The 18,648-nt window shown below is 73.1% G+C and carries 14 protein-coding genes; 5 read left to right on the top strand and 9 right to left on the bottom strand.

Annotated features, from left to right (window positions below):
- The first annotated feature begins 174 nt into the window (after window positions 1-174).
- From ACFVHO_RS24605 to ACFVHO_RS24590, 4 genes are read left to right on the top strand one after another with little or no spacing between them, the layout of a single operon-like run.
- Window positions 175-756: a (2Fe-2S)-binding protein gene (locus ACFVHO_RS24605; protein ID WP_385718433.1), complete on the top strand. Its 582-nt coding sequence runs from the start codon at window positions 175-177 to the stop codon at window positions 754-756.
- The gene (locus ACFVHO_RS24600) at window positions 753-1,757 is read left to right on the top strand and encodes an FAD binding domain-containing protein (RefSeq protein ID WP_385718431.1); all 1,005 of its coding nucleotides are present in this window, start codon (window positions 753-755) and stop codon (window positions 1,755-1,757) included. The genes ACFVHO_RS24605 and ACFVHO_RS24600 overlap by 4 nt, the downstream gene beginning before the upstream one ends.
- Complete coding sequence (locus ACFVHO_RS24595) at window positions 1,754-3,901, top strand: xanthine dehydrogenase family protein molybdopterin-binding subunit (RefSeq protein WP_385718428.1); 2,148 nt, start codon at window positions 1,754-1,756, stop codon at window positions 3,899-3,901. Before ACFVHO_RS24600 ends, ACFVHO_RS24595 begins: the two co-directional genes overlap by 4 nt.
- Window positions 3,894-5,018 carry an XdhC family protein gene (locus ACFVHO_RS24590; protein WP_385718425.1) on the top strand — a complete coding sequence of 375 codons (1,125 nt, stop codon included), beginning with the start codon at window positions 3,894-3,896 and terminating at the stop codon, window positions 5,016-5,018. Before ACFVHO_RS24595 ends, ACFVHO_RS24590 begins: the two co-directional genes overlap by 8 nt.
- A 12-nt stretch (window positions 5,019-5,030) precedes the next feature.
- Here the strand turns inward: ACFVHO_RS24590 and ACFVHO_RS24585 are convergent, their stop codons facing one another.
- Window positions 5,031-7,568, bottom strand: coding sequence for a polysaccharide lyase family 8 super-sandwich domain-containing protein (locus ACFVHO_RS24585; RefSeq protein WP_385718422.1), 2,538 nt, complete (start codon window positions 7,566-7,568; stop codon window positions 5,031-5,033).
- A 197-nt stretch (window positions 7,569-7,765) separates the two neighbouring features.
- On the opposite strand from ACFVHO_RS24585, the gene ACFVHO_RS24580 reads away from it, so the two are divergent.
- Window positions 7,766-10,843 carry an NACHT domain-containing protein gene (locus tag ACFVHO_RS24580; protein WP_385718419.1) on the top strand — a complete coding sequence of 1,026 codons (3,078 nt, stop codon included), beginning with the start codon at window positions 7,766-7,768 and terminating at the stop codon, window positions 10,841-10,843.
- Here the strand turns inward: ACFVHO_RS24580 and ACFVHO_RS24575 are convergent.
- From ACFVHO_RS24575 to ACFVHO_RS24540, 8 genes are all read right to left on the bottom strand, one after another.
- Window positions 10,838-11,836 carry an ABC transporter substrate-binding protein gene (locus ACFVHO_RS24575; protein WP_385718417.1) on the bottom strand — a complete coding sequence of 333 codons (999 nt, stop codon included), beginning with the start codon at window positions 11,834-11,836 and terminating at the stop codon, window positions 10,838-10,840. The genes ACFVHO_RS24580 and ACFVHO_RS24575 overlap by 6 nt on opposite strands.
- Window positions 11,837-11,876: 40 nt before the next feature.
- A complete protein-coding gene (locus ACFVHO_RS24570; protein WP_385718414.1) occupies window positions 11,877-12,647 on the bottom strand; it encodes an amino acid ABC transporter ATP-binding protein in 771 nt (256 codons plus the stop codon).
- On the bottom strand, window positions 12,644-13,702 hold the full coding sequence (locus ACFVHO_RS24565) for an amino acid ABC transporter permease (RefSeq protein WP_385718412.1): 1,059 nt from the start codon (window positions 13,700-13,702) through the stop codon (window positions 12,644-12,646). Before ACFVHO_RS24565 ends, ACFVHO_RS24570 begins: the two co-directional genes overlap by 4 nt.
- A complete protein-coding gene (locus ACFVHO_RS24560; protein WP_385718409.1) occupies window positions 13,699-14,214 on the bottom strand; it encodes a GNAT family N-acetyltransferase in 516 nt (171 codons plus the stop codon). The genes ACFVHO_RS24565 and ACFVHO_RS24560 overlap by 4 nt, the downstream gene beginning before the upstream one ends.
- On the bottom strand, window positions 14,211-15,362 hold the full coding sequence (locus tag ACFVHO_RS24555) for an LLM class flavin-dependent oxidoreductase (RefSeq protein ID WP_385718406.1): 1,152 nt from the start codon (window positions 15,360-15,362) through the stop codon (window positions 14,211-14,213). Before ACFVHO_RS24555 ends, ACFVHO_RS24560 begins: the two co-directional genes overlap by 4 nt.
- Before the next feature lie 485 nt (window positions 15,363-15,847).
- Window positions 15,848-17,212 carry a diaminopimelate decarboxylase gene (lysA, locus tag ACFVHO_RS24550; protein ID WP_385718403.1) on the bottom strand — a complete coding sequence of 455 codons (1,365 nt, stop codon included), beginning with the start codon at window positions 17,210-17,212 and terminating at the stop codon, window positions 15,848-15,850.
- A 9-nt stretch (window positions 17,213-17,221) separates the two neighbouring features.
- Window positions 17,222-17,584, bottom strand: a complete 363-nt coding sequence (locus ACFVHO_RS24545; protein WP_385718400.1) for an SAV_915 family protein — start codon at window positions 17,582-17,584, stop codon at window positions 17,222-17,224.
- A 169-nt stretch (window positions 17,585-17,753) separates the two neighbouring features.
- Window positions 17,754-18,317, bottom strand: coding sequence for a universal stress protein (locus tag ACFVHO_RS24540; protein WP_385718397.1), 564 nt, complete (start codon window positions 18,315-18,317; stop codon window positions 17,754-17,756).
- Window positions 18,318-18,648: the final 331 nt, after the last annotated feature.

The raw sequence follows: 18,648 nt of genomic DNA, 5'->3' as shown, positions 1-18,648 counted from the left end.
CGCCGCGATGTGCGGCGCCCGCCCTTCCGCTTCAGCCTGGCCGCCTCCCCGCACCCACGTCAGTTTCCGGACACTGTTCACCTCGCGAACCTCCCGAAGCTCCCCTTCCCGCGCCGCCCCAGCACTCCGGCGCCCGTCGCGCACCGCACCCGCAACCGCGAAAGAAGGCCGACCATGGCTCCACCGACGCCCGGCGCCACCACGACGTCCAGCGGCATCACCCTGAACGTCAACGGCGAGAAGCACACGCTTCCCGTCGACCACCGCACCACCCTGCTCGACGCGCTGCGCGAGCGCCTGGACCTGACCGGCACGAAGAAGGGCTGCGACCAGGGCCAGTGCGGTGCCTGCACGGTCCTCGTCGACGGCCGCCGCAGCCTGTCGTGTCTGCAGCTCGCGGTCGCCGCCGACGGCCGCGAGATCACCACCATCGAGGGCGTCGCCGACGGCGACCGGCTGCACCCGGTCCAGCAGGCCTTCCTCGACCTCGACGGCTACCAGTGCGGCTACTGCACACCGGGCCAGATCTGCTCCGCCATCGCGGTCATCGAGGAGCACGCGGCGGGCTGGCCGAGCGCCGCCACCGCCGACGTCAGCCCCGAGGCGGCCCCGCCCCTCGACCCGGACGAGATCCGCGAACGCATGAGCGGCAACCTCTGCCGCTGCGGCGCGTACGTGTCCATCGTGCGGGCGGTCGCCCGCGCCGCCGAGGACATGCGGGCCGACGGCGCGGAGAGCAAGGAGGCGGCGGCATGAGGGAGTTCGGATACGAGCGCGCTCACGACGTCGCCGGAGCGGTCGCCCTGCTCGGCGCCGACCCCGAGGCCCGCTTCCTCGGCGGCGGCACCAACCTCGTCGACCTGATGAAGACCGGTGTCGAACGGCCCGCGCTCCTCGTCGACGTACGGGAACTGCCCCTCGACACCGTCGAGGTGACGGCCGACGGCGGCCTGCGCGTCGGCGCGACCGTCACCAACAGCGACCTCGCCGCCCACCCCGAGGTCCGCCGCCGCTACCCCGCGCTCACCCAGGCCGTCCTCGCGGGCGCCTCCGGGCAGCTGCGCAACATGGCCACCGTCGGCGGGAACCTGCTCCAGCGCACCCGCTGCGGCTACTTCGCCGACACGACCAGGCCCTGCAACAAGCGCGTGCCCGGCAGCGGTTGCTCCGCCCACGACGGCGAGCACCACAACCACGCGATCCTCGGCGCCTCCGAGCACTGCGTCGCCACCCACCCCTCCGACATGGCGGTGGCACTCGCGGCCTTCGACGCGGTCGTCTCGTACGAGACCGTCGACGGGCCCGGAGAGACGCCCCTGGCGGACTTCTACCTGCCCGTCGGCGACACCCCGCACCGTGAGACCGCGCTGCCGCCCGGCGCCCTGATCACCGGCATCACCCTGCCCCCCGCAGCCGTCGCCGCCCACTCGCGCTACCGCAAGGTCCGCGAGCGCGCCTCGTACGCCTTCGCCATCGGCTCGATCGCCGCCGCGCTCGACGTCCAGGACGGCGTCGTACGCGATGTGCGGCTCGCCTATGGCGCGGTCGCGTCGCGGCCGTGGCGGGCGCGGGCGGCCGAGGCCGCCCTCACCGGCCAACCGGCCACGGCCACCGCCTTCGCCGCCGCCGCGGACGCCGAACTGGCCGCCGCCGCACCCCTGTCCGACAACGGCTACAAGGTGCCGCTCCTGCGCAACCTGACCGTGGCCCTGCTGAGCGAGCTGACCGAAGAAGCGACCGAGGGGGCCGCCCGATGACCACCGCCACCGGAACGACCCGCGGCAAGGGCGCCGTCGGCGCCGCGCGCACCCGCCTCGAAGGCCTCGCCAAGGTCACCGGCGAGGCCCGCTACTCGGGCGAGGTGCCCTACGCCGAACTCGCCCACGGCTGGATCGTCGTGTCCACCGTCGCCCGCGGCCGCGTCCGCTCCGTCGACGCGGAACCCGTCCTGCGGATGCCCGGCGTGCTCGCCGTCCTCCACCACGGCAACGCGCCCCGGCTCCAGGAGAACTTCGTCGGACAGTTCGGGCCCGACCCGGTCGCCGAGATCCTCCAGCGCGACCGCGTGCCGCACATCGGCTGGCCGGTGGCGTTCGTCGTCGCCGAGACCTCCGAACAGGCCAGGGAGGCCGCCGAGGCGCTGGTCGTCGAGTACGACACCGAGCCGCACGACGTCGACTTCCATGCCGACCACCCCGCGCGCTACACGCCGGAGGCCAGCGCCATGGGCCCCGCGGTCACGGAGAAGGGCGACCTGGACGCCGAACTCGCCGCCTCCGCCGTGCTCGTGGACGAGCGCTACAGCACCCCCGAACAGCACCACAACGCCATGGAGCCGCACGCGGCGATGGCCCGCTGGGACAACGGCCGCCTCGAGATCGTCGACTCCAGCCAGGGCACGTTCGCGACGGCCGGGGAGATCGCCACGCTGTTCCAGCTCGACCCCGCGTCGGTGCGGGTGCGCTCCGAGCACGTCGGCGGCGGCTTCGGCTCCAAGGCCATGGCCCGCGCCCACAACGTGCTCGCCGTGATGGCGACCACCGTCATCGGCCGCCCCGTGCGCGTCGTCATGACCCGCCGGCAGATGTTCTCCCTCATCGGCTACCGCAGCCCCACCACCCAGCGGGTCAGGCTCGGCGCCGACGCCGACGGGCGGCTGCGCGCCTTCGACCACGACGGGGTCTCGCTCACCTCGACCCTGACCGAGTTCGTCGAGGCGAGCAGCGCGTTCGGCCGCGCCCTGTACGACGCCGACGCTCACCGCACCGCCAACCACGTCGTGCCGCTCGACGTGCCCACGCCGACGTTCATGCGCGCGCCGGGAGAGGCACCCGGGTCGTTCGCCCTGGAGTCCGCCCTCGACGAGCTCGCCGAGAAGTGCGGCCTCGACCCGATCGAGCTGCGCGCCCGCAACGAACCCACCGTCGGGCCCGTCACCGGCCTGCCCTTCGAGGACAACGACCTGCTCGCCTGCTTCCACGAGGGCGCCCGCCGCTTCGGCTGGGCCGACCGCGACCCGCGCCCCGGCGTGCGCCGCGAAGGCCGCTGGCTCATCGGCACGGGCACGGCCGGAGCCACCTTCCCGGCCGGTGCCGCCCCCTCGACCGCCGCGGTCACCGCCGAGGCCGACGACACGTTCACCGTGCGGGTCAACGCGGCCGACGTCGGCACCGGCGCCCGCACCGCGCTCGCCCAGGTGGCCGCCGACGCCCTCGACGTGCCCGTCGAGCGGGTCCGGGTGCGCATCGGCGACAGCGACCTCGGCCAGGCCTGGCTGTCTGGCGGCTCCATGGGGACCCGCTCGTGGTCCTGGGCCGTCATGGCCGCCATCACCGAGCTGCGCGAACGCCTCGCCCTCGGAGCGGACATCCCGCCAGAGGGCATCACCGTCCGCGCCGACACCACCGAGGCCATCGGCGCGCAGGCCCAGCTCGAACGGCACTCCTACGGCGCCCAGTTCGCCGAGGTCGCCGTCGACGTCAGCACCGGCGAGGTGCGGGTGCGCCGCATGCTCGGCATCTTCGCCGCCGGACGCATCGTCAACCCCCTCACCGCACGCAGCCAGCTCGTCGGCGGGATGATCTGGGGCCTGTCCATGGCCCTGCACGAAGAGGCCATCAGGGACCGCTCATCCGGCGCACTCGCCAACGGTGACCTCGCGGGCTACCACTTCGCCGCCAACGCCGACGTCCCCGTCGTCGAGGCGGACTGGATCGGCGAACCCGCCCCGGGTGACCCGGTCGGCATCAAGGGCATCGGCGAGATCGGGATCGTCGGCGGGGCCGCGGCGATCGCCAACGCGGTCTGGCACGCCACCGGCGTCCGCCACCGCGAGCTGCCGATCCGCCCCGACCGGGTGCTGGGCGCGGCGGCCGGACCCGAGGGGCACGCCCGTGCTTGACATCGCCGACGAGCTGCGCCGGTGGGCCGCGGAGGGCCGCGAGTTCGCCGTGGCCACCGTCGTGGCCGTCGGCGGCAGCGCACCCCGGCCGCCCGGCGCCGCCCTCGCCGTCGACCGCGAGGGCACCGTCATCGGCTCGGTGTCCGGCGGCTGCGTGGAAGGAGCCGTCTACGACCTGTGCGCCCAGGCGCTCGACGACGGCCACAGTGTCCTCGAACGCTTCGGGTACAGCGACGACGACGCCTTCGCCGTCGGCCTGACCTGCGGTGGCGTCATCGACATCCTCATCACCCCGGTCGGCGTCGACGCCCCGGACCGCCCCGTGTACGCGACCGCCCTGGAGGCGGCCGCCGACGGGCGCACCGCGGCGCTCGTCCGGGTCGCCCGCGGCCCGGACGACCTGCGGGGCGGCGCGCTCCTGGTGCGGCCCGACGGCACGTACGAGGGCGGCTTCGGCGGCGCCCCGGGCCTGGACCGCACCGCGGCCGCCGAGGCGCGGGCGCTGCTCGACGCGGGCCGGACCGGGACCGTGGAGGTGTCCGAGGACGGCGCGCACTGCCCCGGCGGGCTCACCCTGCTCGTCGAGTCGAGCGTGCCGCCGCCGCGCATGATCGTGTTCGGCGCGGTGGACTTCGCGGCGGCGCTGGTGCGGGCGGGCAAGTTCCTCGGGTATCACGTGACGCTGTGCGACGCCCGGCCCGTGTTCGCCACGGCGGGGCGCTTCCCCGAGGCCGACGAGATCGTCGTCGACTGGCCGCACCGGTACCTGGAGCGCACCGACACCGACGCCCGCACCGTGCTGTGCGTGCTCACGCACGACGCCAAGTTCGACGTGCCGGTCCTGGTGCGCGCCCTGCGGATGCCGGTCGCCTTCGTCGGCGCGATGGGGTCACGGCGCACCCACGAGGACCGCAACGCCCGGCTGCGCGAGGCCGGGGTCACCGAGGGCGAGCTGGCCCGGCTGCACTCGCCCATCGGGCTCGACCTCGGCGCGCGCACACCGGAGGAGACGGCGCTGTCCATCGCGGCGGAGATCGTCGCCGCACGGCGGGGCGGGACGGGGGTGCCGCTCCGCGGGGCGCACACGCCGATCCACCACGACGCGGTGGCCGCGTGACGCGGGCAGGAGTCAGCGCGGCCCGCGCAACGTCACCGTGAAGCTCCGCCCGTACGCGTGGCGCGTGCTCACGTCGACGCGGGTGCCGCCGGCCACCGCCCGCACCCGGACCCCCTCGTCCGCCGTCACCGGCCGCAGTCGTCGCCCCCGCAGCAGCACGCTGACCGTGTCCCGGCCCATGGTCGGGTCGGACACGGCGACGGACGTGAGGCCGGAGTCCGGCGGGCGGTGGACGAGGAGGGACGACGGGCCGTCGACGCGCAGGGTCCCGACGTCGTGGCGGCCCGAGGTGAAGGTGTTGAGGGCGGTGAGGCCGAGGCCGCGGTGGGACACGGCCTGTGTGCGGGGGGAGTTGGCGAGGACGCGCAGGGGGCCCTTCGCGTACGCCCGCAGCCGGGACGCGTCCGCGTTCGGGACCAGCGCGTACGCGAGACGGATCGGGCGCGCCCCGGCCGCCTGGTCGACCGACACGCCGAGGACCTGGCGGGTCACCGCCGTGTCCGGGTTGGCGGTGCGCACGACGCGACGGCTGCGCGTCACCCGGTCCAGGGCGACCCGCACCGGCGGCGCGTCGAGGAAGAGGTAGCCGACGGCGGTGCCCTGCGTGGCGTTGGCGTACCGCAGCCAGCGCAGCTCCGCCGTGCCCGGGCCCGACCAGGGCCGCCCGTCGTCGCGTACACCCGTCACGGACACCGCGTCGTCCGGCGCCGCGATCCGCGCGTCGACGGCCGTCGTCACCGCGCGCCCGGCCGGATCCCCGACGCCCGCCGCGAGGACCACGATCTCGTCGTCGAGCAGGAACCACGACTTCGTGGCGGCGGCGTTGCGGTGGACCACGAAGTCGTCCGGCAGCAACTCCCGGTCCTGGAAGGCGACATCGCTGGACTGCACCATCCCGCTCGCGCCGTACGCCCCGAGCACCGCGCCACCGGAGTGCGCGTGGGTGCCCCGCGGGAAGTACACGTACTTGTTCTGGGACTCCGACGAGGAGGTGAAGTTCAGCGGGTGCCCGGGGTTGTCGTAGTAGGGCTTGCCGTACAACTCCGGTACGGTGCGCCGCTGTTCCGCCGGGGCGGTGACGCCCGCGAGCGCGTACGGCGACACCGTGGTGAAGTAGTCCACGCCGTACGCCCGGGTCTGGTCCTGCCCGGACAGATAGAGGTAGTGCGCGCCCTCGCCCTGGAACCAGGGCATCAGGTTCTCGCCGTTCATGTACTCGTACTTGCTGATCCGCGCCGAGCTGCGGGACAGCGCGAAGGCGTAGCCGGGTCTGCGGTGCACGGCCTTGTCCATCGCGTTGAAGGCGACGCTGCGCGCGGCGGGATTGAGGTCGGCGGCCGGGACGGAGGCGTCGGCGAGGATGTCGGCGTACCGCACGACGCTGATCGGCGAGACGAAGCGGGCCGGGTCGAGGGCGGCGCGGGAGGTCTCGCGGATGTGCTTCACATAGCTCTTCAGGCCGGTGGCCACGGCGCCCTCGGCGAGTGAGGAGAGGTCGACGGCGGCCTCGACGACGACGGCGACGTCCGTGTAGCCGGAGTCGGTCCGCGACACCGCCCGCCCCTTGACGATCTCCATCATCCAGCCCTCGAAGATCAGCGGCGCGAACCCGTTGCGCACCCACCCGTGCACCACCGGCACCAGCTCCTCGCCGTGCGCGAAGCCCGTGCCGTCGAGGATCTTCAGGGTCTGTACGACCCGGGTCAGGAGCCCCTTGCCGTAGGAGCCGGTGTACGCCACGGACGCGTGCTGGATGAAGGAGCCGTCGGCGTAATAACCGTCCGTGACACCGTGGTTGAGCTGGTACGGGTCGATGGTGGCGAACACCGTCAGCTGGTCGGTGAGGGCCTTGCGGATCCGGGCCGTGTCATCCAGGAGCGCTCCTTGCAGGACGCGGTTGGTGGTGATGTCCGCGAGGTTCGCGCCGGTGTGGAAGCGCGAGTCGAGGTTCACGTCGCCGTCCTTGCCGTTGCGCAGATAGGCGTCCATGGAGGCGACATAGGTGCGCACGAGGTCCGGGCGCTGGGCGAGCACCTCGTCGTGGAGCAGCACCAGGGTCTTGCTGACCTGCTGGGAAATGCCGATCTCCCAGTTGAACCAGTTGCCGTAATAGCCCTTCGACTGATCGCCGTAGTAGCGCTCGTGGAGCCACACCAGGCCGTCGATGACGCGCCGCCGCGCGGCCGCGTCCCCGTACAGGCCGCCGCCGTGGGTGCGGGTGGCGAGGGCGATCTCGTACAGCCACCGGTAGGCGGTGTGGAGGTTCGCGTCGTCCGTGCCGAGGGCCAGACCGGCGAACAGCTCGCCCACGCCCGCGCCGTCCATCGCCTTCAGGTTCGTCCGCGCCGCCCTGTCGACGGCGGCGAGCTTCGCGGCGGTCTCCGGCCGGGCGTTGGACCCGGGCGTCCCGGCGAACACCGCCACGGTGTTGGCACGCAGCCGTGCCACCCCTTCGGCAGCGGCGGCCGCGCTCACCGGGCCCGCCGGGACCACGGCGAGCAGCCCCGCCGCCGACAGCGCGGAGAGCAGACGTCTGCGGGTGATGTCCATCAGGCTTCCTCCGCCCGTGAGGTGGCGCTCCGGCGGGCGGAGTCAAGCAGATGCCCCGACCGGCAACAAGAGGGCTCGCTCGGTCGATCCGCCCTGCTGGGCGGACTCCGGCGATGCGCGGCGAACCGGGGTCCCGGGTGCTCCATTCGTGTCAGGCTGACCCCGAGGACCGTGGAACGCACGCTCGGGGGGATTTGTTGACACCGCGCAGGTTGCTGTCGTTCGGGGACGCGCTGAAGCTCCTGGGCGGCGATCCGCCCGCCGTGGCGGCGCTCGACCGCGCGCTCGGCGGCGCGCTGAATCTGGCCACCGGCGGCCTCAGCGGCGGCGTGCTCGGCATGTTCGACGCCCGGGGGCGGGTGCTCGGCCTGGGGCGCGACGCCTGGCGCGGTCTCCAGGAGCGCCTCGGGCGTACGGACGGCCGGGTGGAGCGCGCCTCCGTCCTGGAGGCAGCCCACACCGTGATCGTCGTCCTCGCCTTCTTCGACGCCCTGGAGAAGGCCGACCTGCCCTTCTCCCTGGACGAGGTGGCGCTGACCGGACGCGAGCAACTGCTGGTGGCCGGCGCCGGGCTGCCCTCGGGCGAGGGCTTCACGCAGGACGCGGCACACGTCGACGCACCGCGTCCCGCGCCGCACCTGCCCTACGAGGACCACGTCGGCGAACTCCGCTCCTGGTACGAGCACTTGGCGATGCGCACGCTGGACTTCCTGCGCGGGCTCGCCGTGTGGGAGGGCCTCGACGACGCCGCGAGCGACGCGGCGGCCCGCACCGTGCGCGTCGTGGTGCCGGGCCTCGCCGTCGAGGAGTACGAGCCGCTGTACGCGCGGCTCGTCCTCGAAGCACCGGAGTTCGGCTTCTGGTCGGGCCAGGTGGAGCACCAGGCCACACGCGCGGAACTGCGCAGGGCGCTCGCCGGTCTGGAGCGGGTCCTCGCCGCGAGCGCCGCACTCCGTCAGCGCCCTGTGGACGTCGCGGGCGCCCTCTCCCGGGCCCACCAGTCGGCGCTGGAACAGCGGATCCTCGACGCCCAGGAGGCCCCCGAGGGAATCCTCGTGCCGACGCTGTCCCAGGCCTACCTCGACCCGGACTTCCGGGTGCGGGCCGTGGACGGACAGGGCAGCCCGGCGGACGAGGAGTGGTGGGCGCGCGCTCCGGTCCGGCAGGACTTGACCGAATACCTGGCCGGAGCCCTGACGTCGGAGGGCCTGACGGCCGCCCCGCTGCTCGTGCTCGGCCAGCCGGGCGCGGGCAAGTCCGTGCTGATGCGGATCCTCGCGGCCCGGCTGCCGGCGGCGGGGTTCCTGCCGGTGCGGGTCGCGCTCAGGGATGTACGCGCGGACGACGAGGTCCAGGACCAGATCGAGCAGGCGATCCGGGAGGCCACCGGGGAGCGGGCCACCTGGCCCGACCTGGTGCGCTCGGCGGGCGCGGCGGTCCCGGTCGTCCTGCTCGACGGCTTCGACGAACTCCTGCAGACCACCGGGGTGCACCAGAACGACTTCCTGGTGCGGGTGGCCCGGTTCCAGGAGCGGGAGGCGGAGCAGGGGCGTCCGGTGCTGGCCGTGGTCACCAGCCGGACCGCGGTCGCCGACCGGGCGCGCTATCCGCTGGGCACCGTCGCGCTGCGCCTCGAACCCTTCCAGGAGGAGCAGATCAAGCTCTGGATCGAGCAGTGGAACCTGACCAACGCCATGAACTTCCAGGCCATGCGGGTGCCGCCGCTCACCTGGGACGCCGTCGCACCGCACCGCGCGCTCGCCGGACAGCCGTTGCTCCTCACCATGCTCGCCCTGTACCAGGCCGCGGGCAACGACCTGCGGGGCGAGGACGACCGTCCCCTGGACGAGGCCGACCTCTACGAGGCGCTGCTCGGCTCCTTCGCCCGCCGCGAGGTCTGGAAGGACAGCCGGGTCTCCGACCACGAGGTGGAGCAGCGCGTCGAGGAGGAGCTGGAACGGCTCTCGCTGGTGGCCTTCGCGATCCTGAACCGGCGGCGCCAGTGGGTGTCGACGGCCGAGCTGGACGAGGACCTGGCAGCTCTTCTCGGGCGGGCGTCGACGCGGCACTCCGGGCTGCGCGCGCCGCTGGGGCAGGCCGAGGCCGCCTTCGGGCGCTTCTTCTTCGTGCAGCGCGCGCAGTCGATCAGGGACGGCCGGACGCTGTCCACCTACGAGTTCCTGCACGCGACGTTCGGGGAGTACCTGGCGGTCCGCCTCGCCGTGCGGCTCGTGTCCGGCCTTCTCGACCACCGCCCCGCCCTCTCGACGGGCCGCGAACCGCTCAACGACGACTTGATGTTCGCCCTGCTCTCCTACGCGCCGCTCTTCTCCCGGCAGATGCTCCGCTTCGCCCGTGCCCGCGTCGCACGCATCCCGGAAGCGGAACGGGCCGCCCTGGGCGGACTCGTCATACGGGCCATGGGGGAGCGGGAGCTGCGCGCCGAGCAGCCGTACGCGGCGTATGCCCCGCGACGTATCCGCGTCGCATCGCGGCACGGGATCTACAGCGCGAATCTGGTGGTGCTCGCCCTGACGCTGACCGGCGGCACGACGGCCTCCGCGCTGTTCCCGTCGGCGGGGGACGTGGGCAGCGCGTGGCACCGGCACGCGCTGCTGTGGCGGTCCTCTCTCAACGAGGCGGAGTGGACCGACCTCGCGATCTCGCTCCGGGTGCGGCGCACCAGGCAGGGGAAGGAGCGGGATCTCGAAGTGGCCCTCCAGCGGGGCGAGTTGGTGCCTCCGGAGCCGGTGGACGCGTACTGGCTCTACCGGGCCCCCTGGGAGGAGGGACAACCCGTCTGGCACCGCACGTACTGGAACGAGATCTGGCACAAGATGGACGTCTCGGCCGGGACGAACGACGGTGTCGCGCTCCAGGCCCTGCGGCCGTTGTTCGAGTCGCTGGGGCCCATGGTGACCACGTTCAGCGGTGGCGGGACGGGACCCGCGACCTCTGCCGTGCACGACTTGCTGCGGTTGTGGCTGAGGGGCTCGGAGCTGGCCGCCGAGGAGATCATGGAGCTGTACCGCAGGATCGGTGCGGCCGTGCCGGTCCTCAGCTTGTCGTCGGCGGCCGCCCAGCGTCTCACGCTCGTCCTGAGAGCGCTGCTCGACCGGGACCTGCCCCGGCTCGATCCGCAGCAGTCCATGCTCCTCTTCGGGTGGCTGGCGGTCGATTCCTCCGCAGTGATGGCGTCCCTGATCGTTGATCACCTCAGGATTCATCACCCTCACCTGTACAACAGGTTGAGCCACAGCAACGACGACTCATGAGCTCTTCGGCAGCCCCCGCGGATTCACCTCCGAAGCGCGCACGGCCTCGTCCGAAAGACCCCACCGCCGGAGCACCTGCCCGTAACCGCCCTCGTCGATGAGGTGCTCCAGCGCCTCGTGGAGCGCCCTCACCAGGCCGTTGTCCTTCTTCGTGGTCGCGGCGATCTTGCCCTGGAGCCCGTCGCCCGCGCCCGAGAAGCTGCCGATGACCTCGGTCTTGCCGGTGCTGAGCGCGTGGTGGGCGGCGACGGGGTTGGGGCCGAGATAGGCGTCGATGCGGCCCGAGCCGAGCGCAAGGTAGTAGTCGCTGGTGTTCTGGAAGTACTTGATGTCGGTGGCCGCGCGGCCCGCCTTCACGTTCTGCTTGCTCCAGTCGACGAGCAGCTTCTCCTGGTTGGTGCCGGAGGAGACCCCGATGACGCGGCCTGCCACGTCCTTGGGCCCCTTGACCTTCCAGCCGCGCCCCTTCTTCGCCTCGAAGGAGATGGTGTCGAGGCGGTAGGTGGCGAAGTCGTACTTCTCCTTGCGTTCCTCGGTGACGGTGATGTTGCTGAAGCCGACGTCGTACTTCCCGCTGTCCAGGCCGACGAAGATGTTCGCCCAGTCCACCGCGTGCGCGCGCACCCGCAGGCCGAGCACATCGGCGACGAGGTGGGCGATGTCCGTCTCCACGCCGATGACGGTCTTGTCGTCGGTGGCGTAGAACGTCAGCGGCGGCACCGAACCCGCCGACGCCACCACTTCGAGGGTGCCCCGGTCCCGGATCCGCCGCGGTACGAGCCGGGCGATGGCGTCGACCTTCTTGGCTCTGACGCGTTTCTGGTCCGGGCTCAGATTGACCTTCGTGCCCTTGGTGCCGGGCTGGGCCCGGCCCGCGTTCTCCGTGCCCTCGTCCTCGGGCGTGCCGCAGGCGGCGGTGGTGAGGGCGAGCGCGGAGGCCAGGGCGAAGGTGAGGGTGGAGCGGCGGGTGACGGGGGTGGTGCGGGTGGGCACGGAGGGCTCCTCGGGGCAGGGCAGGGACGGAACGGGGGCTTTACAGGACCTTGGACAGGAACGCCTGGGTGCGTTCGTGGCGCGGGCGGTCCAGGACGTCGCCGGGCGGGCCCTGTTCGACGATCACCCCGTCGTCCATGAAGACCACCGTGTCGGCGACCTCGCGGGCGAACCCGATCTCGTGCGTGACGACGATCATCGTGGTGCCGGCCCGGGCGACGTCCTTGATGACGTCGAGGACCTCCCCGACCAGCTCCGGGTCGAGCGCGGACGTCGGCTCGTCGAAGAGGAGGACCCGGGGTTCGAGGGCGAGCGCGCGGGCGATGGCGACCCGCTGCTGCTGGCCGCCGGACAACTGCCGCGGATAGGCGTCCGCCTTGTCCGCGAGCCCCACCCGGGCGAGCAGCGCCTCGGCCCGCTCCTTGGCCTCGGCGCGCGGCCTGCGCAGCGCGGAGACGGGCGCCTCGGTGATGTTCTCCAGGACGGTGAGGTGCGGGAACAGATTGAAGTTCTGGAACACGAAGCCGATGCGGGTGCGCTGGCGCAGGATCTCCCGCTCCTTCAGCTCGTACAGCTTGTCGCCGCGCCGCCGGTAGCCGACCAGCTCCCCGTCGATGCTGACCGAGCCCCGGTTCAGCTTCTCCAGGTGGTTGATGGCGCGAAGCAGCGTGGACTTGCCGGAGCCGGACGGCCCGATGACCACCGTGACCTCACCGGCGCGCACCTTCAGGTCGATGCCGCGCAGCACCTCGTGGGTGCCGAAGTTCTTGTGGACGCCGCGGATGTCCACCATCACGGGGCTCGTGCTCATCGGTTCTCCCGGTGGGGCTGAGGGGACGCGAGGGTCCCCCGGTTCTTGAGGGTCGTGAGGGTGTGGGCGAACGCGCGGGCGCGCTGCAGGGGCGTGGGCGGGGGAGTGCGATCGGCGCCGCGCGCGAAGCGCCGCTCCACGTAGTACTGGACGACGGAGAGCAGGGTGGTCAGGACGACGTACCAGGCGGTGGCGACCATGAGCAGCGGCACCACCCGGCCGTTGCGGCCGTAGATCACCTGCACCTGGTAGAACAGCTCGCCGATCGCCATCACCGAGACGATCGAGGTCCCCTTGAACAGCGAGACGATCTCGTTGGCGGCATTGGGCAGGACCGAACGCATCGCCTGCGGCAGCACGATCCGGCGCAACTGCCGGAGCCGGGGGATGCCGAGCGCGGCGGCCGCCTCCAACTGGCCGGGCTCCACGGCGAGGAAACCCCCGCGCAGGATCTCGGCGGCGTACGCGGCCTGGTGCAGCGCGAGGCCGATGACGGCGGCGGACATCGCCCCGACGAGATGCATGGTGCCGAAGCTCCACACGACCGGACCGAAGGGGATGCCGATCCCCAACTCCTCGTACAAGTAAGCAAGGTTGAACCAGAACAGCAGCTGCACGATGAGCGGGATGGAGCGGAACGCCCACACGTACAGCCAGGCGACCCCCGAGAGGAGCGGGCTGCGCGAGAGCCGCATCAGGGCGATGACCAGACCGAGTGCGAAGCCGAGCGCCGTGCCGTACACCGTCAGCTGCAGCGTCACCCAGACCGCCCGCAGCACGCTGTCCGCGAGGAGGTAGCGGAAGAAGACCTCCCACTCCCACGCCGGGTTGGTGACCAGGCCGTGGGCGAACTGCGCGAGCAGGACGAGGACGGCGAGACCGGCCGCCCAGCGCCAGTAGTGCCGGGCCGGGACGACGACCGGCTCGGCGTCGGTGCCGGAGGCTGACGGGGCCGACGGGGCTGACGGGGCTGGCGGGGTCGACGCTTGCTCGGCGTGCGGCCGGACCTCGGAACTCGGCTTCGGCCCGGCCCCTGGCCGGACCCCGGTACTCATGACCTCTCCCCGGCGGAGCCCAACTGCTTCTCGAACGGCAGCGGCCCGATGGACTCCGGATCCGCCCCGATGTCGAACAGCGGCGTGTAGCCGGTGGCCAGATACAGCTCACGGGCCTCGGGCTGGCGGGGCCCGGTGGTGAGGTAGGCGCGCCGGTAGCCGCGCGCCGCGGCCTCGCGCTCCAGCTCGGCCACGACCCGCCGCGCCAGACCGCGCCTGCGGTGCGCGGAGTGCGTCCAGATGCGCTTGAACTCGGCGGTGCCCGGGGCCTCGTGGCGCCGGAAGGCACCCCCCGCCACCGCCTCGCCCGCGGCCACGAGCAGCAGCAGCGCGCCGTGGGGCGGCGCGAACTCCCCCGCGGGATAGCGCAGCAGCTCGGCGTGCGCGTCCTTGCCGTAGCGGGCGGAGTACTCGTCGCCCAGCTCGCGCAGCATCGGCCGCACCAGCGGATCGCCCACGGCGGCCCGCACCACCGTGAGTCCTGGGTGCGCGGGCTCGGCGACGGACGTCATCCGGCCACCGCCAGTCCGCCGAGCGTGCGCTCCAGCGTCTGCGGGCCGCGCTCGGCCCGCTCCCGGTCGCGCTTGGCGACCTCCTCGCGGACGATCGGGATGACGTACCGGCCGAAGTCGATGGCGTCGTCGAGGAGGTCGTAGCCGCGCGCGGACAGGATGTCCACGCCCAGGTCGTAGTAGTCGAGCAGGGCCTGGGCGACGGTCTCCGGGGTGCCGACGAGGGCGTTGGAGTTGCCCGCGCCGCCGGTGGCCGCGGCGGTCGGCGTCCACAGGGCGCGGTCGAAGCGCTCGCCCTGTTCGGCGATGGCGATGAGGCGCTGGGAGCCGGTGTTCTCCGGGGAGTCGGCGGAGTGGCGGCGCGTGAGCGACTGCCCGCCCGCGCGCCGCTCACGTATCGCGCCGACCGTGCGGTGCGCCTTCTCCCAGGCCAGCTCCTCCGTCGGCGCGATGATGGGCCGGAAGGCGACCTGGATCCGCGGCACGTCCGTGCGCCCCGCCGCGCGGGCGGCCCGGCCGACCTCCTCGATCTGCTGCGCGGTCTGCGCCAGCGGCTCGCCCCACAGGCAGTAGATGTCCGCCTCGGCGCCGCCCGCCGCGTACGCCGCGGCCGACGAGCCGCCGAACGAGACGCCCGGGTGGGGCTCCTGGACGGGGAAGACATCGCTGACGAAGTCCTGGAACCGGTAGTGCTCGCCCTCGTGGTCGAAGGCCTCCCGCCGCGTCCAGACCTTCTTGACGATCTCGATGTACTCGCGGGTGCGGGCGTAGCGCTCGTCCTTGGTGAGCGTGTCGCCCTCGCGGCGCTGCTCGTGGTCGCTGCCGCCGGTGATGAAGTGGACGGTGAGCCGCCCGTCGCTGACCTGGTCGAGCGTCGCGAACGTCCGCGCCGCGTACGTCGGGTACGACACGTTGGGCCGGTGCGCGAGCAGGATCTGCAGTGAGTCGACCTTCGCGGCCAGGTACCCGGCGGCGGCCGCGGGGATCGGCGAGCCGGAGCCGTACGCGAACAGGACCCGGTCCCAGCCGTGGTCCTCGTGGGCCCGGGCGAGCCGAAGTGTGTACTCCTTGTCGAAGGAGACACCGGAGCGCGGCGTTGTCTCCGAGCCGTCGTTGGTCGCGGCGATGCCGAGGAACTCCACGGGCATGACAGGGCCTTTCGTACGCGGATGAGCGGCCGCGGCCGTGTGGGGGCACGACCGGGCGCGGTGCGGTGACGCGGGAGCGCGAGAACGCGAGAACCCGAGAAGGGGAGAGGGAACGAGGAGGAGAAGGGCCGGTCAGACGGCCGACTGCCGGGTCAGGAAGAAGGACACGCGGCCGACCACACCCGACAGAAGTCGATGTGGCCGCGTGAGACCAGCGGCAGTGAAGGGAACATGCGAACAGTTGAGCACCGGACTTTCGACCCCGTCAACGGCCCCGGGGCGCCGCCGGGGACCCTGCCACACGGTGTTCACACGGCCGTAGCAGCCGCCGACGCACAGCGTGGCGAACCGCTGCCGGACACGCAGAAGTGCCGTCGCCCGACGGGGGACGACGGCACAGCTGCGGAGACGGCGACGCGCTGCACCAACCCCGACGACCGTCAGGCGGAGGGGGTCGGCGGAGGGCGGGGTGTGCGGGCGGCGGGCTAGAGGCCGACGTCCCTGCGGCTCATGTCGTCGAGGGACTCCCGGCGCACCAGTGTGCGCGCGATCCCGTTCGCCGCGGCGACCACCGGGGGGCGGCCGACGAGGTTGTAGCCCGAGGCCATCGACAGGTGGTACGCCCCGGCCGCGGGCACGGCGATCAGATCACCGGGCCGTACGTCCCCGGGCAGCGGCACGTCGTCCGCGAGGACGTCACCGGCCTCGCAGTGCCGGCCGACCACCGTGACGAGGTCGGGTGGCGCCACCGAGTGCCTGCCGATGAGGCGGGGCGAGTAGCGCACCCCGTACAGGGCGGGCCGCGGGTTGTCGCTCATGCCGCCGTCGACGGCCACGAAGGTGCGCGAGCCCGTGCGCTTCACCGACAGCACCCGGTAGACGACGACTCCTGCGGGGCCCACCACCGCGCGGCCCGGCTCCAGTGTGAGCCGGGGCACGGTCAGGTCGGCGCGGTGGCAGCCCTCCTCCAGCTCGGCGCGCACCCGGCCCGCGAGCACCGACACGTCGAGGGTGTCCTCGCCGGGGCGGTAGGCGATGCCGTGGCCGCCGCCGATGTTCAGCTGGGGGAGCTGGACGCCGTGCTGGTCGCGGATGCGGGCGAGCAGACCGGTCATGCGGCGCACCGCGGCGAGGTAGGGCTTGACGGCGGTGATCTGCGAGCCGATGTGGCAGTGCAGACCGACGAGTTCGAGGCGGGGCTGGGCCAGGACCCGGGCGACGGCGTGCTGCGCGGAGCCGTCGGTGATCGACAGGCCGAACTTCTGGTCCTCGGTCCCGGTCTGCACCTTGGTGTGCCCGCCCGCGGCGATGCCCGGCACCACCCGCACCATGACCTGCTGGCGGGAGCCCACGGGCACGATCGCGGCCAGGCGTGCGATCTCCGAGGTGCTGTCGACCACGATCCGGCCGACGCCGAGGCGCACGGCGGACCCCAGGTCCTCCGGGCTCTTGGCGTTGCCGTGCATCACGATCCTCTCGGGCGGGAACCCGGTGGCGGCGGCGAGCGCCAGCTCACCGGCCGAGCACACGTCGAGCCCCAGGCCCTCCTCCTGCACCCAGCGCACCATGGCGCGGCACAGGAACGCCTTGGCGGCGTAGACGATGTCGGCCTCGGGGAAGGCGGTCCGGTAGCTGCGGCAGCGCTCGCGGACCTCCGACTCGTCGAGTACGTAGACGGGGGTGCCGAAACGGTCGGCGGCCTCCGTCAGCGAGACCCCGCCGACGAGGACGTCGGCGTCGGCGGCGGCGGTGGCCGAGCGGGGCCACACGGAGAGGCCGTCGCGGTCGGCGGAGGAGCCGGTGGACGCGTCCGGCCCGAGGGCCGGGGTGGAAGCCACGGAAACAGTCATGACGCCTCCTCAGCCGTTCAGGGCTTGCAGGATGTTGAGGGAGTTCAGGGTATTCAGGGTGTTCGGGGCGGGCGCGACGGCCGGCGCGGAGAGCTGGGGGTCGACGGTGACCGTGGTGACGCCCAGAGGCGCGGCGAGGGCGCGCAGCGCGGGCTCGGCGAGCCGGATCCAGGGTTGCCCCGCGCCGAGTGTGGCGGTGAGCTGTGCCTCGGAGGTGAAGCCGACGGCCGTGCGCTCCCCCAGGGGGGTGCGGAAGAACCGGGCCGAACAGCCCGTGGTGCCCGACCGGACGGGTACGCAGAGAACGAGCTGGGGTCCGGCCGGTCCGGGTTCGGAAGGCTCCGGGTCCTCGGCGGGGTCGAGTGGAGACATGGTGGTGCTCCTCGCAGATGGTGATGTGCGCCGTCCGGCCGGGTGGCCGTTCGTGCTGCCGGTGACGCTATGCCCGCTGGTCGGGGGCCCGGCCACCGCGCATACGGGTGCTTGACGCCGAGGGGGGCCGCCGTAACGCGACGCTGACGGGGTTGCGCTCGTCTCGAAGCTAAGCCCTGCCCTCAGTCAGATCCCTCGCGAGGAGCGTCCGACGGCGCCCGAGGCGGCGGTGGACGGCGGCCAGTTCGCTCTGCAGCGGCGAGGGCGGCACCGCGAGCACCGGGCAGCAGGCGTGCGCCACGCAGTACCGGACCACGTTCGGGAACAGCACATGACGCACCCCGCCGCGCCGCCCCGCGCCGATGACCAGCACGTCCCCGGGCCGGTCGGCACTCTCCACCAGGGCGGGCCCGGGCGTGCCGCGCACGACGAAGCCCTCCCAGGGGATGCCAGGACCGTCGGCCCCGAAGGCGTCGTCGACGGCACCGAGCAGCCGCTCCGCCGCCGCGCGCCGCAGCGCGTCCTCCGGCGGCGGGAACGCCGCCTTCCGGTGCGCCAGTTCACCGCCGGGCGGCACCCAGGCGAGCACGGCCACGAGTACCGCGCCGGTGCGGCGTGCCTCGTCGGCGCCCCGGTGCAGCGCGGTGAGGCTGCCCAGCGAGCCGCTCACGCCGACGACGACCCGCCGCTCTCCCGGCAGCCGTCCACGCGTCTGCTCCTCGCCACCGTCCATCGCCGACCACCTCGCCGTACACCCCCGTGGTCTGCCCCACGGACTCCGAGCCACCAGGACACGCCCCGCCGGGCCCGCGCACGGCCCGCGTTGGCGGGGGCCTGACGCGCGACGGCGCAGTCATGACGCGTCCTTGACGCGGAACGCGGGAACACAAGGTGAGCACGGGCCACACATGACGCAGAGATCACATACGCCGCAGAGACCACACACGACGCAGGGACCACATACGGCGCCAGGACCCCGCCCGCCGCCAGGCGTACGCACACGCGACCGGCGGCCGGAGCCTGGCCCCGACCGCCGGTCGACCCACCGGTCAAGCTAGACCGCA

This window comes from Streptomyces sp. NPDC127108 (assembly GCF_042677545.1).
Classification (GTDB): Bacteria; Actinomycetota; Actinomycetes; order Streptomycetales; family Streptomycetaceae; genus Streptomyces.
Note: the sequence above shows the minus strand (reverse complement) of the source record. Positions and strands in the feature narration are given on the sequence as shown.